At 71.4% G+C, this 17,644-nt stretch carries 10 protein-coding genes; 3 read left to right on the plus strand and 7 right to left on the minus strand.

Annotated features, from left to right (window positions below; genetic code table 11):
* The 7 genes from AC3WQR_RS08315 to AC3WQR_RS08345 form a co-directional block, all read right to left on the minus strand.
* Positions 1-7,044: an SDR family NAD(P)-dependent oxidoreductase gene (locus AC3WQR_RS08315; protein WP_492741714.1), complete on the minus strand. Its 7,044-nt coding sequence runs from the start codon at positions 7,042-7,044 to the stop codon at positions 1-3.
* Positions 7,044-12,305, minus strand: a complete 5,262-nt coding sequence (locus tag AC3WQR_RS08320; protein ID WP_492741738.1) for an amino acid adenylation domain-containing protein — start codon at positions 12,303-12,305, stop codon at positions 7,044-7,046. The genes AC3WQR_RS08315 and AC3WQR_RS08320 overlap by 1 nt, the downstream gene beginning before the upstream one ends.
* A 5-nt stretch (positions 12,306-12,310) precedes the next feature.
* Positions 12,311-13,012, minus strand: coding sequence for a 4'-phosphopantetheinyl transferase family protein (locus AC3WQR_RS08325; protein ID WP_492741715.1), 702 nt, complete (start codon positions 13,010-13,012; stop codon positions 12,311-12,313).
* Positions 12,990-13,733: a thioesterase II family protein gene (locus tag AC3WQR_RS08330; RefSeq protein ID WP_492741716.1), complete on the minus strand. Its 744-nt coding sequence runs from the start codon at positions 13,731-13,733 to the stop codon at positions 12,990-12,992. Before AC3WQR_RS08330 ends, AC3WQR_RS08325 begins: the two co-directional genes overlap by 23 nt.
* A gap of 5 nt (positions 13,734-13,738) precedes the next feature.
* The gene (locus tag AC3WQR_RS08335) at positions 13,739-13,987 is read right to left on the minus strand and encodes an MbtH family protein (protein WP_492741717.1); all 249 of its coding nucleotides are present in this window, start codon (positions 13,985-13,987) and stop codon (positions 13,739-13,741) included.
* 159 nt (positions 13,988-14,146) lie between these two features.
* Positions 14,147-14,395 (minus strand): FecR/PupR family sigma factor regulator, encoded by a 249-nt coding sequence (locus tag AC3WQR_RS08340; RefSeq protein ID WP_492741718.1) that lies wholly within the window; start codon positions 14,393-14,395, stop codon positions 14,147-14,149.
* A gap of 39 nt (positions 14,396-14,434) precedes the next feature.
* A complete protein-coding gene (locus AC3WQR_RS08345; protein WP_492741719.1) occupies positions 14,435-14,968 on the minus strand; it encodes a sigma-70 family RNA polymerase sigma factor in 534 nt (177 codons plus the stop codon).
* Positions 14,969-15,143: 175 nt separating this feature from the next.
* On the opposite strand from AC3WQR_RS08345, the gene AC3WQR_RS08350 reads away from it, so the two are divergent.
* The 3 genes from AC3WQR_RS08350 to AC3WQR_RS08360 all read left to right on the plus strand — a co-directional run bounded on the left by AC3WQR_RS08350 (position 15,144) and on the right by AC3WQR_RS08360 (position 17,581).
* Positions 15,144-15,992: a plasmid replication/partition related protein gene (locus AC3WQR_RS08350; RefSeq protein WP_307637836.1), complete on the plus strand. Its 849-nt coding sequence runs from the start codon at positions 15,144-15,146 to the stop codon at positions 15,990-15,992.
* A gap of 351 nt (positions 15,993-16,343) precedes the next feature.
* Positions 16,344-17,060: a hypothetical protein gene (locus AC3WQR_RS08355; RefSeq protein ID WP_369646213.1), complete on the plus strand. Its 717-nt coding sequence runs from the start codon at positions 16,344-16,346 to the stop codon at positions 17,058-17,060.
* Positions 17,057-17,581 (plus strand): GTP-binding protein, encoded by a 525-nt coding sequence (locus AC3WQR_RS08360; RefSeq protein WP_062469903.1) that lies wholly within the window; start codon positions 17,057-17,059, stop codon positions 17,579-17,581. The genes AC3WQR_RS08355 and AC3WQR_RS08360 overlap by 4 nt, the downstream gene beginning before the upstream one ends.
* Positions 17,582-17,644 lie beyond the last annotated feature (63 nt).

Here is a 17,644-nt window from a genome sequence, read left to right on the forward strand (position 1 = left end):
TCAGGCGCCTTGTTCGTCGGCCAGGCGGGACTCGGTGCCGCGCGCGCCGTCGTCGAGCGCGGTGCGGTCGAACATCGCGCCCATCGCCACCACGATCTTTCGCGGGCCTTCGAAGGGATCGCGTGCGTGTGCGGCGAGCATGTTGTCGAGCATCACCACGTCGCCCTGGCGCCAGTCGAAGCGCACGGCGCAGGCCTCGTAGGCCTCGCCAACGATGGCCATGGTTTCGTCCGCGATGGGCGAGCCGTCGCCGTAGGTCACGTGGCGCGGCAGGCGCTCGACGCCACCCATGGCCAGCAGGTCTTCGCGCACCTGCGGCTCGAGGCAGGCGACGTGGTGCAGCTGCACCTGGTTGAAGAACACGCGCTCGCCGGTGAGCGGGTGGCGGATCACGGCAGGGCAGCGGGTGCGTGTCTGCAGCGTGTCGCCGTCGAGCCAGCGCCATTCGATGCCGGCGGCGGCCAGGCGCGCTTCGACGTCTTCGCGGCGGTCGGTCTTGTAGAAGTCCTGCCAGCTCACGTCCAGGCCGGGCGTGAAGGTGCGCGCGTACTGCAGCCCCTTGCGCTCGAAGCCGGCGACCACCTCGGCCGGCAGGCGGCGCAGCATCTCGCGGCAGTCGACGATGGGCGTGGCCCCGCCCACGGGCGACGGCAGCTCGCAGAAGAACCACTGCTTGCGCGGCCAGCGGTCCAGGTGCGCGCTCTCGTTGTGGAACAGGATCATCTGGCGCTCGGGGTACGGCGTGGAGCGGTAGGTCTTCTTGCCGCCCTCCTTCTTCGGCAGGTCGCCGTAGCTGCCGTACAGCTCGGGCTCGATGGCCTCGGCAAAGGCCTCGAAGTCCTGCGGCGTCTTCAGGCCGAAGTCGCGGAACAGGATGCCGCCGTGCTTCGCGACCAGCATCTCGATGTAGTCGGCCTGGCCCTTGGCCCAGGCGACGGTGTCGAGCTCGGGGCTGGTGGCCTGCAGCACGATGGGGAACTCGGCACCGGGCTTCAGGAACGAGGTCTGCACGGCGGGCCGCGCGGCGGCGCGCACGGGCGCGCGGCCGGCGCCCAGGGCGTCGAGCTTTCCAAGTTTGCCGAGCTTGTCCAGTTTCGAGGCCGGGCGGACGTTGGGAGCGTTTGTCATGGCGATGGATTCCTCCGAGGGCATGGGGGCCAGCGCGTCGATCGGCTGGCCAGGTGTGACGACGATCCGCTCCAGCAGCGCATGCCACGAAGCGGTGAAGGTTTCGACGGTCTCCCGCCGGTAGAGGTCGGTGGCGAACACCCACTCGGCGGTGAGCGCGCCGCCCTGTTCGCTGGCGAACACCGCCAGGTCGAACTTGGATTCGTTCATCTGCTGGGGCAGCACCTGGACCTCGGCGCCTTCGATGGCGAACCGGATCTCGGGAGTGTTCTGGAGCACGAAGAGCACCTGCACCAGCGGGTTGCGGTCGCGTGCGCGCGGCACGCCCGACAACTCGACGATGCGGTCGAAAGGCACGTCCTGGTGGTCCATCGCGGCCAGGGTGTCGGCCTTGGTGACGGCCAGCCAGTGCGCGAAGTCGGTCGCGGCATTCGCACGGCGCGAGCGCAGCGGCACCACGTTGACGAAGAAGCCGAGCAGCCCTTCGAGGTCCGGGTGGCCGCGGCCCGCGACGTCGGTGCCGATGACGATGTCGTCGGCGCCCGAGACCTGGTGGAAGAACAGGAAGAACGACGACAGCAGCAGCGTGAACAGCGACGTGTCCGACGCGCGCGCGAGCGCGGCCAACGACTGCGACAGCGCCGGCGACAGCGTGAGCCGCACCGAATCGCCGGCGTGCGTGGGCACGGCCGGGCGCTGGTGGTCGGGCTTGATGCCCGAGGCCTGCGGCGCGCCCGCCAGCCGCTCGCGCCAGAACGCGGCCTTCGGCGCAAAGCCGTCGGAGGCCAGCGCGCGCGCGTACCAGGCGGCATAGTCGGCGTACTGCACGGGCAGCGGTGCCAGTTCGAGCGGCTGGCCGCGCCGTGCGCGCTCGTAGAACGCAGCCAGCTCGCGTGCGAACACGGCGATCGACCAGCCGTCGAACACGATGTGGTGCACCACGAGCACCAGCACATGCTCGCGCGCAGCCATGCGCACGACGGTGGCCTGGATGAGCGGGCCCTCGGCCAGTGCGAGCGGTGCGCGCACCAGCTCGTCGAAAAGTTGACCGTAGCGCGCGCCGTCGTCGAGTGCGATGACGGGAATGTCGAGCGGCGCACCGGGGCGCACGACGGCCATGGGTTCGCCCTCGTCGTCTTCGGTGAACACGGTGCGCAGCACCTCGTGACGCGCCACGATGGCGTCGATGGCGGCGCGCAGCGCGCCGATGTCGAGCTCGCCGTGCAGCGCCAGGCCGGCCGACATGTTGTAGGCCGCGCGGCCGCTGCGGTTGGCAGCGTCGGTGAGGCGATCGACCAGCCAGAGGCGGCGCTGCATCGGCGACAGCGGCAGCGCGCCGCCGCGCGCCACGGGCGTGATCTCCATCGCGCTGCGCTGCGGCGCAGCGGTGGTCGAGGCGACACCGAGCCGCGCGGCCAGGCCGGCGATGGTCGGCGCCTTGAAGAACTCGCTGGGGTGCAGCTCGGTCGCGTAGCGCTTGCGCACGCGCGACAGCAGCTGGATGGCCACGAGCGAATCGCCGCCGAGCTCGAACAGGTTGTCGTCCACGCCGATGGGCGCGATGCCCAGGCGCTCGGTCCACAGCGCGGCGAGCGCGGTCTCGATCTCGCCCTGCGGCGCGACGAACGGGGTCTGCAGCGCGGGCCGGGGATGGGCCGCGCCCGCGGCGGCGGCCGGTGCCTCGTCGCCGAGCAGTTCGAGCATGCCGTTGTCGAGCGGGCCCAGGCGTGTGGCCAGGTCGGCGGTCGAGATGACGGTCTGCGCGCGCACCGGGCCGTTGACGATGCGCTCGAAGACGCGCGCGCCCTCCGGGCCGTCCATGCCGATGTCCTCGGGCACGTCCATGTGCGCGGCCATGCCCAGGCCGCGCCAGGCGTCCCAGTTGACCGAGAACACCGGGAACGCGCCGAGCCGCTCGTGCGCGACGGCCACGGCGTCGAAGTAGGCGTTGGCGGCAGCGTAGTCGCTCATGCCCAGGCCGCCGGCCACGCTGGAGATGGACGAGCACAGCAGCACGAAGTCCAGCGGCTGGCCGCGCAGCGCGTCGAACAGCACGCGCGTGCCGCGCACCTTGGTTGCGAACACGGTGTCGACCTGCGCACGCGTGCGCCCGGCCATCATTCCGCCGCCCGCATCGCCGGCGGCATGCACGACGCCGTGCAGCGGGCCGAAGCGGGCGTTCGCCTGTGCGAGGGCGGCACGCACCGCGTCGGCGTCGGACACGTCGGCCGACACGGTGAGCACCTGTGCGCCGAGCGCTTCGAGTTCGAGCAGTTGATGCAGCCGCGCCTTCAGATCGGCGGGCGTGCTGTCGGCCACCACCAGCGCGGGCCACTCGGTGCGCGCCGGCAGCGCGGTGCGGCCCAGCAGCACCAGCCGCGCCTGCCAGTGCACTGTGAGGTGCCTCGCCAGCGCAAGGCCGACACCGCCCAGGCCGCCGGTGACAAGGTAGACGCCCTCGCGGCGCAGACGCGGTGGCGCGGCGGCGGTCAGTGTCGCGGGCTCGTAGGTCTTGATCCAGCGGTGCGCGCCACGGCAGGCCACCAGCGGCTCGCCGGGCTCGGTCTGCAACGCCACGGCCTCGGCCACGATCTGCGCGACCAGCCGGCCTTCGGCATCGCTTTCGGGCGCAGGCAGCACCACGTCGATCACGCGGCAATGCACGCGCGGGTATTCCTGGCCGATCACCTTGCCGATGCCGCGCAGCGTGGCCTTCTCGGGGCACAGCGGCTCGGTGCCGGTCACGTCTTCGAGCTGGTTGGCGACCACGGCCAGCGGCAGCGTGCGGTCGCCGGCGTCGAGCGACTGCACGAGCGCGAGCAGGCTGAAGAAGCTGCGCTCGAGCAGCTCGGCCTGCGGCTGCTGCGCGGGCAGCGCTTCGTCGAGGCTCCACAGGTGGTAGATGCCGGCGATGGCGCCGAAGTCGGCCGCAATCTCCGTCTGCAAGCGGGCGTGGTCGTCGCGCGCGCCGGGGCGCAGCGTCCAGTGGCCGTGGGCCGTGCGCGCGAAGGCGCTGCCGCGCTCGGCCAGCACCACGGTGCGGCCCTGTGCACGCAGCTGACGCACGAGGTGGCCCGTGAGGCTGCGGCTGTCGCCGAGCACGAGCAGGCAACCATCGGCATTGATCGAAGACGCAAGCGCCAGCGGCTCCGTGCGCTGCCACGACGGCACGTAGAACGCGCCGGCGTTGATGTGTTGCGGTGCCTTCGCACCACTAGGCGCATCCACCCAGTAGCGGCGGCGCTGGAACGGATACGCCGGCAGCGGCACGCGCCGACGCGCGGCGCCCGCGCGGCAGGCAGCCCAGTCGATGTCCACGCCAGCGACCCACAGCTGGGCCAGCGTCTGCGCGATCTGCTGCGCATTGCGTGCCTGCTGCTGCGGATGCGCCTGGCTGGCGAGCACGCCGGCGGCGGTGTCGGCCAGCGGATGCTGGCGCGCCAGGCCCGCCAGCGTTTCGCCGGGGCCGACTTCGAGCAGCACGCGGCCCGGCACCTGCAGCAAGGTGCCCACGCCGTCGGCGTACTGCACGGTGCCGCGCAGGTGGCGCGCCCAGTAGGCGGGGCTCATGGCCTCTTCGGGCGTGATGAGCTGGCCCGTGACGTTCGAGACAAAGGGGATCGTCGGCGGCCGGCGCGGCACCGAAGCGATGAGCGCTTCGAGCGGCGCGAGCAGCGGCTCGGTCATCGCCGAGTGCGAAGCGATCGACACATGCAGCCGGCGCGGCAGGTGGCCCGCCGCGCGCAGCCGCGCCTCGGCGGCCTCGACCGCCTCGCGCGGGCCCGAGATCACGCACAGCTGTTCGGCATTGGCGGCAGCGAGGTCGCAGCCCGGCGCCAGGAAGGGCGCGAGCGCGGCTTGCGACAGCGGCACGGCGGTCATCGCGCCGGGCGGCATCGACTGCAGCAGGCGACCGCGCAGGGCCGCGACGCGCAGCGCGTCTTCGAGACGGAACACGCCCGCCAGGCAGGCGGCGACGTACTCGCCCAAGCTGTGGCCCATCATCACCGCGGGCCGCACGCCGCGACGCATCCACCACTGCGCCATCGCGTACGCGACGACGAAGAGTGCGGGTTGCGCGAGTGCGATGTCGAACAGCCGCGCGTCGGCCTCGGCTTCACCGCCGGGCGCGGGGAACAGCACGGTGCGCAGGTCGAAGCCCAGCTCGGGTTCCAGCAGCGCGCAGCAGCGGTCGATGTCGCCGCGGAAGGCCGCGTCGTCCTCGTAGAGCGCGCGGCCCATCTGCGCATGTTGCGTGCCACCGCCGGGGAAGAGGAAGACCACTTCGGGTGCCTGCGCGGGTGCGGCGCGCACGGCCAGGCCTTCGCCCGCCGAGAGCAATTGCACGGCGCCTTCGGCATGGTCGGCCACCACGGCACTGCGGTGCTCGAAGACACGGCGACCCGCCTGCAGGGTGTGGGCGACATCGGCGAGCGGCAACGCGGGCTGCGCGCGCAGGTGATCGGCCAGCTGCTGCGCGGCCTGCCGTGTCGCGGGCGCACTGCGGGTCGACAGTGCCAGCACCTGCCAGCCGGCCGATGCGGTGGCCGTGACCACGCGCGGCGCCTCTTCCAGCACGACGTGCACGTTGGTGCCGCCGATGCCGAAGGAGCTGACGCCCGCACGACGCGGTGTATCGCCCTCGGGCCAGGGGAGCGCCTCGGTGTTCACGCGGAACGGGCTGTTCGCGAAATCGATCTGCGGGTTCGGCTGCTCGAAATGCAGGCTCGGCGGCAGCGTGCGGTGGCGCAGCGCCAGCGTCGCCTTGATGAGCCCGGCCACGCCGGCCGCCGCATCGAGGTGGCCGATGTTGGTCTTGACCGAGCCGATGGCGCAATAGCCGCAGCGCCCGCCGTCGCCGCCGTCGGCACGGAAGGCCTGCGTGAGCGCGGCCAGCTCGATCGGGTCGCCCAGCGTGGTGCCCGTGCCGTGCGCCTCGACATAGCCGATGGTGTGCGCGGGCACGTCGGCCATCAGTTGCGCCGCACGGATCGCGCCGGCCTGGCCCTGCACGCTCGGTGCGGTGAAGCCGATCTTGTCGGCGCCGTCGTTGTTGGCGGCCGTGCCCTTGATGACGGCGTGGATGGTGTCGCCGTCGCGCAGCGCATCGGCCAGTCGGCGCAGCACGACGATGCCCGCGCCGCTGCCGATCACCGTGCCCGCGGCCTGGGCGTCAAAGGCGCGGCAGTGGCCGTCGGGCGAGAGGATGGCGCCGTTCTGGTAGCGGTAGCCGCCCTCCTGCAGCAGGTTGAGCCACACGCCGCCGGCCAGCGCCATGTCGCAGTCGTGGCTCAGCAGGCCCTGGCAGGCCAGGTGCACGGCCACCAGCGAAGTCGAGCATTCGGTCTGCACGCTCAGCGCCGGGCCGCGCAGGTCGAGCTTGTAGGCCACGCGCGTGCACAGCGAGCCGGCGGAGTTGCCGCTCATGAGGCCCAGCATGTCGGCGATGCCGGTGCCCGCGTCGATGCCGACGGCGGGCAGCAGGTGCTTCATGAGGTAGAGGTTGGGGCCGTCGCCCGCGTAGACGCCGACCGGCGCCCCGCCCTTCTGGCCGGTCGGCCAGCCCGCATGGTCCATCGCCTCCCAGGCGCATTCGAGAAAGATGCGCTGCTGCGGATCGAGGTGCTCGGCCTCGCGCGGCGAGTAGCCGAAGAAGCCGGCGTCGAAGCGGTCGAAGCCGTCGAACAGCACGCCGGCCTTCACGTAGTCGGGATCGGCCAGCGCGCGCTCGGGCACGCCGCGCGCGCGCAGTTCGTCGTCGCTGAAGACGGTGACCGACTCGACACCGTCGCGGATGTTGCGCCAGAAGGCGTCCACGTCGGGCGCGCCGGGAAAGCGGCCGGCCATGCCGACGATGGCGATCTCGAGGCCCGTGGTGTCGGGGGAAGAAGGCGGGGTGTCGTCTTGCGCGTGCATCAGAGGGTTCTTTCCGTGGGTCGGCGGCGTTGCAGCAGGGCGGCGCGCTGCTGTTGCGCGCGCTGCTTCGCCTGCGCGGCGTCGTCGGAGGCCGCGGCGGGGCCGCGCCCCTTCTGCTCGATGTGGCGGGCGAGCGCGCCGACGGTCGGGTACTTGAAGAGGTCGACCACCGCCAAGCCCGGCTGCAGGCGGTCTTCCACCAGCCGGTGCATGCGGATCACGAGCAGCGAGTTGCCGCCGAGGTCGAAGAAGTTGTCGTGCAGGCCGACCTGCACGACCTTGAGCAGCTCGGCCCAGATCGCGGCCAATGTCTGCGCGACGTCGCCGTGGGGGGCTTCGTAGCCTGGTGTGCCGGCGGCCGCCGGTGCGGGCAGCGCGCGGCGGTCGACCTTGCCGTTGGCACCGAGCGGGAAGCTGTCGAGCACCATCAGCGCCGAAGGCACCATGTAGTCGGGCAGCGCCTGCGCCAACTGCGTCTTGAGCGTGATCGCGTCGAGCGATGCGCCCGCCGCCGGTGCGACGTAGGCCACGAGCGACGGGCCGGCTGCGCCCTCATGCAGGCACACCAGCGCCTCGCGCACGCCGGGCTGCTCGCGCAAGCGCGCCTCGACCTCGCCGAGCTCGATGCGGAAGCCCCGCACCTTCACCTGGTGGTCGAGCCGCTCGAGGTACTCGAGCTGGCCGTCGGCGCGCCAGCGCACGAGGTCGCCGGTGCGGTACAGGCGACCGCCCGCCCCGTCGAACGGATCGGCGACGAAGCGCTCGGCCGTCAGGGCCGAACGCCCGAGGTAGCCGCGCGCGAGGCCGTCGCCGCCGAGGTACAGCTCGCCGGGCACGCCCTGCGGCACGGGCTGCAGGTCGGCGTCGAGCACGTGGGCGGTGCGCCGGCCGACCGGGCGGCCGATGGGGGCGTAGCCCTGCACGATGGCCTCGGCGTCGGCGGACCACAGGGTCGGCGTGATCACGGCTTCGGTCGGGCCGTAGGCGTTCACGATGCGTGCAGGGTGCAGCACGCGGCGGACCAGCGCGAGGTCTTCGCCGGTCCAGGCCTCGCCGCCGAAGAGCGCGAGGCGCACGGCGTGCTGGAACGGCGGCTGGTCCTGCAGCAGCTGGCGCGCATAGGCCGGCGGCAGGTCGACCACGCTGACGCGGTGGCGCTGCAGCAGGGCGTCGAGTTCGCTGGCGAGCGAGCACCACTGCGGCTGCAGCACCAGCGCGGCGCCGGAGGTCAGCGGCAGCAGGCACTGCTCGATGGCGGCATCGACGTGCGGCAGCGCGAACTGCAGCGAGCGGTCGTCCGCCGTGAAGCCGCAGGCCTCGGCCATGGCCTGCAGGTGCATCGACAGCGCGCCGTGCGCGACCGCCACGCCCTTGGGGCGGCCGGTGGTGCCCGAGGTGTGGATCACGTAGGCCAGGTGGTGGTCGTGCAGCGCGACTTGCGGGGCCTCGTTCGGTTCGTCGTCGAGCGATGCGTCATCGACCGTGATGCGCGTGACGGGTCCGTCCACCGAGCTGTGGCTGCCGGCCAGCAGCAGCGCGGCGCCGCTGTCGGCCAGCAACTGCGACAGTCGCTGCGGCGGGTGCGACGGGTCCATCGGCAGGTAGGTGCCGCCGGCCTTCAAAACGGCCAGCAGGCTGGCGACGCGATCGATCGGGGCATCGACGGCCACGGCGACCCGCGTGTCAGGCCGCACGCCGTGGCGCAGCAGGCGGTGCGCAATGCGGTTGGCGCGGCGGTCGAGGGCGGCGTAGGACAGTTCGGTGTCGCCGTCGATCAAGGCGATGGCATCCGGTGCACGGCGGGCGTGCGCCTCGAACAGGCGATGCGCGGGAGTCGCGGCGGATGCGGGCGATGGGCCCGTGCCCCAGGCATGCAGTTGCGCTTGCTCTTCGGCTGCGAGCCACGGCGCGTCCCCGACGGCACGGACCGGGTCCGCCGTCAACGCTTCGAGCAGCGCGCGGTAGTGCGCGGCCATGCGCGCAACCGTCGCGGCATCGAACAGCTCGGCCGCCGCGGTGAAGACCGCGCGCACCTGGCCGTCGGCGCGCTCGCGGATGTCGAGCGCGAGTTCGCACTGCGCGGCGCTGTCGTCCATGCGGTACTCGTCGACCGCCAGGCCCGGCAGGCCGCGCAGCACGGCTGTGTCTTCGCGCAGCAGGTTGAACATCACCTGGAAGAGCGGGTTGTGGCTGAGGCTGCGCTGCGGCTGCAGGGCGTCCACGAGCTGCTCGAACGGCAGGTCCTGATGGGCCTGCGCGCCGAGCGCGGCCTCGCGGGTCTGGGCGAGCAGTTGCGCGAACGGGGTGCGGCCGCTCAGCGCGGCGCGCAGCACCTGCGTGTTGACGAAGAAGCCGATGAGGCCCGTGGTCTCGGGGCGGTGGCGGTTGGCGACCGGCACGCCCACACGCACGTCGGGCTGGCCCGTGTAGCGATGCAGCAGCGCCTGGAAGCCCGCGAGCAAGACCATGAACAGCGTGGCGCCATGCGCCTGCGCGGTGGCGTGCAGGCGAGCGACGAGGGCCGCATCGAGGTCGAAGGCATGCGAGGCGGCGCGGTAGTTGGCGACCGCGTGGCGGGGGCGGTCCGTGGGCAGGGCCAGCACGGGATGGTCGTTGCCGAGCTGGGTGCGCCAGTAGGCCAGCTGGCGTTCGGCCTCGCCGGCGGCGAGCCAGTCGCGCTGCCAGGCGGCGTAGTCGGCGTACTGGATCGCCGGTGCGGCGAGCGACGGCGTCTCGCCCTTCGCGTGCGCCGCATAGGCCACGCCAAACTCGTCGAGCAGCACCTGCAGCGAGGCGCCGTCGGACACGATGTGGTGCGTGACGATCGCGAGGATGTGGTGCGCGTCGCCGAGCTGGAGCCAGGCCGCGCGCAGCACGGGGCCGGCTGCGAGATCGAAAGGCTCGGCCTGCAGCGCGCGGGCCTGTGCGGCGGCGGCGCCTTCGCGGTCGCCGTCCGGCAGCGCGCGCAGGTCGATGTGGGCGAGCGCCAGCGGCGCCGTCGGCAGCACCTGCTGCCCGACCGTGCCGTCGGCCGCGGTGCGGAACACGGTGCGCAGGCTCTCGTGGCGCGCGAGCAGGCCTTCGAGCGCCGCCTTCAGTGCATCGGCATCCAGCACGCCCGACAGGCGCAGCGCCACGCCCACGTGGTAGGCGCTGTTCTGCGGATCGAGTTGCCAGAGGAACCACTGGCGCGCCTGCGCATGCGACAGCGCGAGCATCCCGGTGCGGCGCTCGGCCGGCAGGGCCGGGATCGGCTGGTGCGCGCGGCGCTGGCCGAGCGCGAGCACGCGCTGCAGTTCGCGCGCGAGGTCGCCCAGGCGCGGCTGTTCGAACAGCGCGCGAAGCGGAAAGTCGATGTCCCAGCGCTCGCCGACGCGCGCGGCCACCTGCGTGGCGGCGAGCGAGTTGCCGCCGTGGGTGAAGAAGTGCGCGTCGCGCGCCAGCGGCCGTTCGGCGGGGCGGCGCAGCACCTCGTGCCAGATTGTGGCGAGGGCCCGCTCGACGTCGTCGAGTGCGGTTTCGGATGTGTCGACCTCGGGGGCGCTGCCGCCCAGCACGAACGCGCCGTGTGCGTAGATCGCATAGGCGTCCGCGGTGCGATCGATCCAGCCCTGGCGGCAGGCGCCGCGTTGCAGCTTGCCGCTCGTGGTCTTGGGCATGCCACCGGGGTTGAGCAGCATCACGACCGACAGCGGCTCGCCGCACTGTTCGCTCACGGCCGCGCTCAGCGCCTCGACCAGCACCTCGGGCCGCACCAGCTTCTGGATGCTGCGCGACACCTCGGCCGCAAGGCCGATGCCCTCGCCTTCCGGCCCCTCGACCGCGAAGGCCGCGACGCGGCCCTTGCGCACGGCCTCGACCTCGCGCTCGACTTCACGCTCGATGTCCTGCGGGTAGAGGTTGTGGCCGCGCACGATGACCATGTCCTTGATGCGGCCCGCCACGTAGAGCTGGCCGTCGTGCACGAAGCCCAGGTCGCCGGTGCGCAGCCAGCGCGTGCCGTCCTGCACGACGAAGGTCTGCTGCGACACCTCGGGCTTGTTCCAGTAGCCGCTGCCCAGGCTCGGGCCCGAGGCCCAGATTTCGCCGACGCCGTCGTCCGCGCACACGGCCAGCGTGGCCGTGTCGACGATGCGCACCGCATGGTGCGCGACGCTGCGGCCGCAGCCCACGAGCATGGCGCCGCCCTCGTCGCGCACCACGGCGCCTTGCGCCATGCGCGCCTTGTCGAAGGCGTGCGCGACCATGCCGGCGCCGCGCTGCCCGCCGGTGACGAACAGCGTCGATTCGGCCAGGCCGTAGCAGGGGTACACCGCTTCGGCCGGAAAACCCGCGGGCGCGAAGCGTTGCTGGAACGATCGCAGCGTGTCGGCGCGCACCGGCTCGGCGCCGGAGAACGCGAGGCGCCAGGACGACAGGTCGAGCCTTTGCAACTGCGTGTCGGACACGCGGTCCAGGCACAGGCGGTAGGCGAAGTCGGGCCCGCCGCTGACGGTGGCGCGCAGCCGCGAGACGGCTTCGAGCCAGCGCACGGGACGCTCGAGAAAGTAGCGCGGCGACATCAGCGCCACCACGGCGCCACGGTGCATCGGCTGCAGCAGGCCGCCGATGAGGCCCATGTCGTGGTTCAGCGGCAGCCAGGTGACGAAGGTGTCGCTCGTGCAGACCGAGAGGCCCTCCTCGATCGCGCGCATGTTCGCCATCAGGTTGGCGTGCGTGACCATGACGCCCTTGGGCGCCGAGGTGGAGCCGGAGGTGTACTGCAGGAAGGCGATGTCGGTGGCGGCCGGCGTGTGCGGGCGCCATGCGTCGGCGCCGGCGGCGTCGATCTCGTCCACGGCGATGAGCGTGGCCTGCGCGAAGGCGTCGGCCACCCCCGCCATCGCATCGCGGATGGCGGCGTGGGTCAGCACGCAGCAGGCGCCCGCGTCGGCGGCGATGCCCTCGAGCTTGCCCAGGTGGCGCTTGCGCGTGGACTCGGGCGGGAACACCGGCACGGCGACGAGGCCCGCGTAGAGGCAGGCGAAGAAGCTGACAACGTAGTCGTCGCTGTTGTCCAGCATGATGAGCGCGCGGCCGCCGGGCGCGAAGGCCCGCTGCAGGTGCGCCGCGAGACCGCGCACGCGCGCGTCGAGGGTGCGGTAGCTGATGGGCGTGTCGAGTGCGGCGCCATCGCGGTCGGTGATGGCGATCAAGGCGATGTCGTCGGGGCGCTGCGCGGCGAGGCTGCGCAGGTGGGTCACGAAATCCACGGGATGCATCGGGTTCACAGGGGTTGTTCCTTGGTGTGCCAGGCCAGCGCGGCGGCATAGCCCGGCGGCGCGGACAGCGCCATCGCTTCGATGCCGGCCCACGCGGGCACGGCGCAGTCGACGGCGAGCGCGCCGTGGGCGTCGGGGTGAATGCCGATGCTTTGCAGGTGTTCGGCCATGCCGACGCCGGCGGCTTTCAACACAGCCTCCTTGCCGACCCAGCGTCGGTAGAAGGCGCGTGGCAGGTCGGCGTCGCTGCGGATTTCGCGCTGCTCGCGCGCGGTGAAGGCCATGGCGAGCAGTGCATCGGCGTCGGCCATGAGGTCGCGCGCGCAGGCTTCGATGTCGACGCCGACGCAACGCACGCGCGCCGGATCGGCCAGCGCGATGAGCGCGTGGTCTCCGGCGTGCGAGATGTTGAAGAGGGGCACTGCTTTGTCGTCGCCAGCCTCGACGAAGGGCTTGCCGTGTGCGTCGGCGCACAGCGGCACCTCCGCCGGACGGCAGGCGAGGCGCTGCGCGATCAGGCGGCGCACGGCGGCGCGGGTGTGGGCGAAGCGCACGCGGTCGGCGCGGCGGGCAAAGCGATTGGCGCGGGCACGTTCGTCGGGCGTGAGATCGGCCCAGGCATCGCCGTCCTCCGTCGCAAGGTCGAGGTCCAGGCGGTGCAACGCGATGCCCGGCGGCAACGGGTCATGCCAGGGCACGAGCCGCATCGACGCCTCCCGCCATCACCGCCGGCGCGAGGTGCCGCGCCAGCGCGGCCAGCACGGAGGTCTCGTGCTGGCGGATGAAGAAATGGCCGCCCTCGAACCAATCGAGCGTGAAGCGCACATGCGCGGTCTCGGCGGCCCAGGCCTGCATGCGCCACGGCGCGATGTCGTCCTGGCGGCCGGCCAGCACATGCAGCGGCACGGGCAGCGGCGCAGGGTCGGCGTGCACGAAGCTGCGGCACAGGCGGTAGTCGGCGCCGAGGGTGTCGAGCGTCATGCGCAGCAGCTCGGGGCTGCCGAAGAGTTCGTCGGGCGTGCCACCCTGCTTGCGCAGGTCGGCGATGAGGGCCGCGTCGTCGGTCTTGTCGAGAAAGCGGTCGGGGTCGCGCTGCGACGGTGCCGCGCTGCCGGAGACGATCAGCGCGCTCGGCAGCGGGCGGTGCTGTTGCCGCTGGTGCTGCGCCATGCCCCAGGCCAGCAAGGCGCCCATGCTGTGGCCGAAGAGCGCGTAGCGACCGCGCAGCAGGCCTTCATGCTCGGCGCACAGCTGCGCGACCATGCGGTCGAAGCTGTCGACGAAGCGTTCGCCCAGGCGCCCGCCGCGGCCCGGCAGCTCGACCGGCACGACCTCGATCCAGCACGGCAGCGCACGCCGCCAGCGCAGGTACATGGTGGCGCTGGCGCCCGCGCAGGGCAGGCACAGCAGGGGCAGCGAGGCCTGCATGCGCGTCAGGCGGAGGTGGAGGCGTTGTCGCTCTGCTGCTGCGCGGCCATCCAGTCGCGCAACGACTTGGGGCGCATGTCGGTCCACTGGGCTTCGACGTAGTCGAGCACGGTCTTCTTGTCGCCCTTGACGCCGTCGACGGCGCTCCAGCCGCCGGGCACGGCCTTCCAGTGCGGCCAGATGGAGTACTGCGCTTCGTGGTTGACGAGCACGATGAAGGTCTCGTCCTCGCGGTCGAAACAGCTGGTAGACATGGGCGGTCCTCTTGGTAAGTGCAATGGCGGGCAGGGTTTGCCCTTGCGATACAAGACGCGCCGCGAGGCCGGGTGTTTAGTCCTCTGTGCATGAAAGCCGCACACGGCTGCGCCTCGGCGAGGGCCGCTGTAGGAGCTGCGAAAAAAAGAGGAAGTCGGTCAGCGGGCCGCGTCTTCGGCGTCCGGCGAAGGGACGTCGTGCGCGGGCGGCACGCGGCCGACGAGCAGCCAGAGGCGGGCCGCCTCGGCATAGGTCTGGCGATGGGCGGGATCGGCGGCGAGCCAGTGCGCGAGCTCGGCGCTCGCGGCGGCGTCGAGCTCGCCCTCGCCGGCGTGCTGGCGGCGGACCCACGCCCAGGCGGTCTGCCAGGTGGGGTCGCTTTGCGTGTCGTTGGGGCTGCTGCTCATCGGCGGCCATCGTAGCGCCGATGCGGTGCGTCGGAAAAATCAGCCGGCTTGCACGAGGTAGCGGCAGCTTTCGAGTGCGGCGTCGGCGTCCTTGATCATGAAGTTCACGAGCGTGGCGGAGCAGCCCAGGCGCGTGGCGATCTCGCGCTGGGTCAGGCCACTGAGACGGTTGAGTTCGAACGCGAGGCGGGTGCGCGCCGGCAGCGCTTCGAGCACGCGGTCGATGGCCACCAGCGCCTGCCGGCCGCCGAGCACGCGGTCGGGCGCGTCGTTGCTGCTGGGCGGGCTCACGAGCTCGACGTCGTCGCAGTAGGTGCGGTAGCTGGCCTCCACGGAATGGTGGCGGTGGTAGTCGACCGCCACGTTGCGCACCACCTGGCAGCAGTAACCGAGCGGCTTGCGGACATCGCGCACCAAAGCGCCGTCGGCGAGCTTCAGGTAGGCGTCCTGCAGCACTTCGTCTGCGAGGTCAGCGGTGCGGACGATCTTTTGCGCGACGCGCTGGAGCTGGGCACGGTTCGCGATGAAGACCTCCCCCAGCGTGGGCGCGGACGGGGAAAGCGACAGATCCATGGGTACTCCTGAAGTGTTCAAGGGCAAAGATGCAAATAAGAACTATTACCATTTGATGACGCAAGAAGGCCCTGTTTTTCCCGGTGGCGCCTTCTCGTCTCTCTCCCTGTCTAGACGTTCGAGCGGCCGAAACCGAGACACCTAAAATTCCGCCCCTTACATCGCACCCGTACCCATGAACATCGTCGTCAACGAAGAACTCAAAGCCTATATCGATCCCTTGACGCCGGAGGAGTACGAAGCCCTCGAACGCAGCATCCTCACCGAAGGCTGCCGCGACGCGCTGGTGCTGTGGGGCGACGTGCTGGTGGACGGCCACAACCGCTACGGCATCTGCCAGAAGCACGGCCTGCCCTTCCAGACCGTGCAGAACACGCGCTTCAAGACGCTGCAGGACGTGCACCTGTGGATGATCGACCAGCACCTGGGCCGCCGCAGCATCTCGGACTACCTGCGCGGCGTGCTGGCGCTGCGCAAGAAGGACATCGTGGACGAGCGCCGCGCCCGCAGCAGCGCCGCCACGCCGACCACCCCGACCACGGCGGACGACCCGCCCTTCGATGTCGACGACGCGCCCGCTTCGACCTCTTCTCCCGCTTCCGACGAAGCCCTGCCGCCGCCCGTGCCGCTGAACAGCCGCGAGGCCATCGCCCGCGCCGCGCGCCTGAGCAGCAGCCAGGTCGTGATGATCGAGAAGATCCAGAAGCAGGCTGCGCCCGAGCTGGTGGCTGCCGTGAAATCGGGCGTGATCTCGATCAACACGGCCGCGGCCGTCGCTTCGCTGCCCGCCGAAGAGCAGGTGACAGCCGCCAACGCCGGCAAGGACGAGCTCAAGCAGGCCGCCAAGCGCGTGCGCGAGGCCAAGCGCAAGCCGCGCGAGGCCGCGCCCGACACCGAAGAAGGCGCCGAACCGGCGGCGCTCGACGCCGTGCAGCAACTGCAACAGCGCGTGGCCGAACTCACGGCCGAGAACGCGGACCTGCGCCGGCAAGTGGCCGAGCTGCAGGCGCAACTGGCGCACTGACGCCCCGGCGGGCGACCTTCCCCTCGCCCGCCGCTTTCACCGCCCCTCCCTGAAACCTCGCGCGCCGCACTGCGGCCCGCGAGGCTTTGTCGCGTCCGCGACCCACTGAAAACAGTTGTTCGTAATCTTGTGTTTTTATTTGAAACAAGTGTTATATTTTTGACGCCACCTCCAAACAAACACTTTAGTTCTCCCAGCCAGCGTTGCGATCGGCGTCTCCGTCCAACTTCTTACAGTGAGTGCTTAAGTTGCAAAAAGAACGGCGATGCCGCCTCCAATCGGTGTTTTCGATGCGGTTGAACGCAACATCCCACAGCGGCCGGCCGATGTGCACGGTGGTGCGGAGGCTGCATGACGGCCGTTAACACCGTTCCCAAAAGTCAACGCGCCCTGCTGAGCTACAGCGTCGAAGGGCTGCCGCACCGCGAAGAAGTGCTGCTCAAGTCGCTGATCCGGCTGCTCGACCACCGCACGCACCAGAACTGGTCATGGAAAGCTGAACAGGCCGACCTGCGGGTCGTCGGCGACCAGGTCGCCCTTGCCGCCGCCTCGCCGCAACCGGCGGTGCCCACGCTGACCGTCGCCCATGCAGACCCGCAACGCGGCCCTTTCCTGGCCCTGCCGCTGCACACCGATGCGCTGGAAGTGGTGCTCAACCGCCTCGGCGCGATGGTCGTCCACGCCCGCGGCCTGGGGCTGGCTACGACCGAGGTGCCGATCGGCGAGCACGAAGAATTCCGCATGCTGCGCTGGCCGCCCGCGGCCGTGCTCGAGGCGCCGATCCGCCTGCGGCTGGCCACGCTGATGTCCAACCGGCCGGCGTCGGTGCTGTCGCTGCAGCAGCGCTCGCCCGCCACGCGCCAGGAGTGCGCGGATTTCCTGGCCGACCTGCAGCGCGCCGGCCTGCTCGAACGCGCCGCGCCCCCCGGCGCGCTGGTGGCGGCCTCGGCCCCCGACAGCGTCTTTCCCGACAGCCGCTTCCCGGCACCCGCCCGCGACACCGTGCAGCCCGGCCTGCTCGCACGCATCAGGAACCGACTCGGCTTGCTGCCGTCAGGCCCTCAATGACCGTAGAACACAAGATCCTCTTCACCGGCACCATGGGCGCCGGCAAAACCACGGCCATCGCCGGCGTGAGCGAGATCCCGCCCGTGAGCACCGACGTGCGCAACAGCGACACCTCGGTCGCCAAGGCCACCACCACGGTCGGCCTGGACTACGGCGAACTCACGCTCGACAACGGCGAGAAGCTGCGCCTGTACGGCACGCCCGGCCAGATGCGCTTCGACTTCATGTGGCGCATCCTGGGACGCGGCGCGCTCGGCGTGGTGATCCTGGTGGACAACAGCCGCCCCGATCCGCTGGCCGACCTCGACATCTACCTGGACGGCTTCGCCGAACTCATCGCGCAGACCGCCTGCGTGGTGGCGGTGGGCCGCATGGAAACGCACCCGAGCCCCGGCATCGACGCCTACGCCCGCCGCATGGAGGCCAAGGGCGTCGTGTGCCCGGTGCTGCCGGCCAACGTCACCGATGCGCAGCAGGTCGTGCAGCTGCTGGAACTGCTCCTGCTCCAGCTCGAGGTCTGAACGCAGGACGCCCCTCTTTTTCTCCTTTTCCTTCCATTCAGGCAGCAATGAACATCACTCCAA

It is taken from the genome of Variovorax sp. FW305-3-2-15-B-LB1, assembly GCF_058787635.1.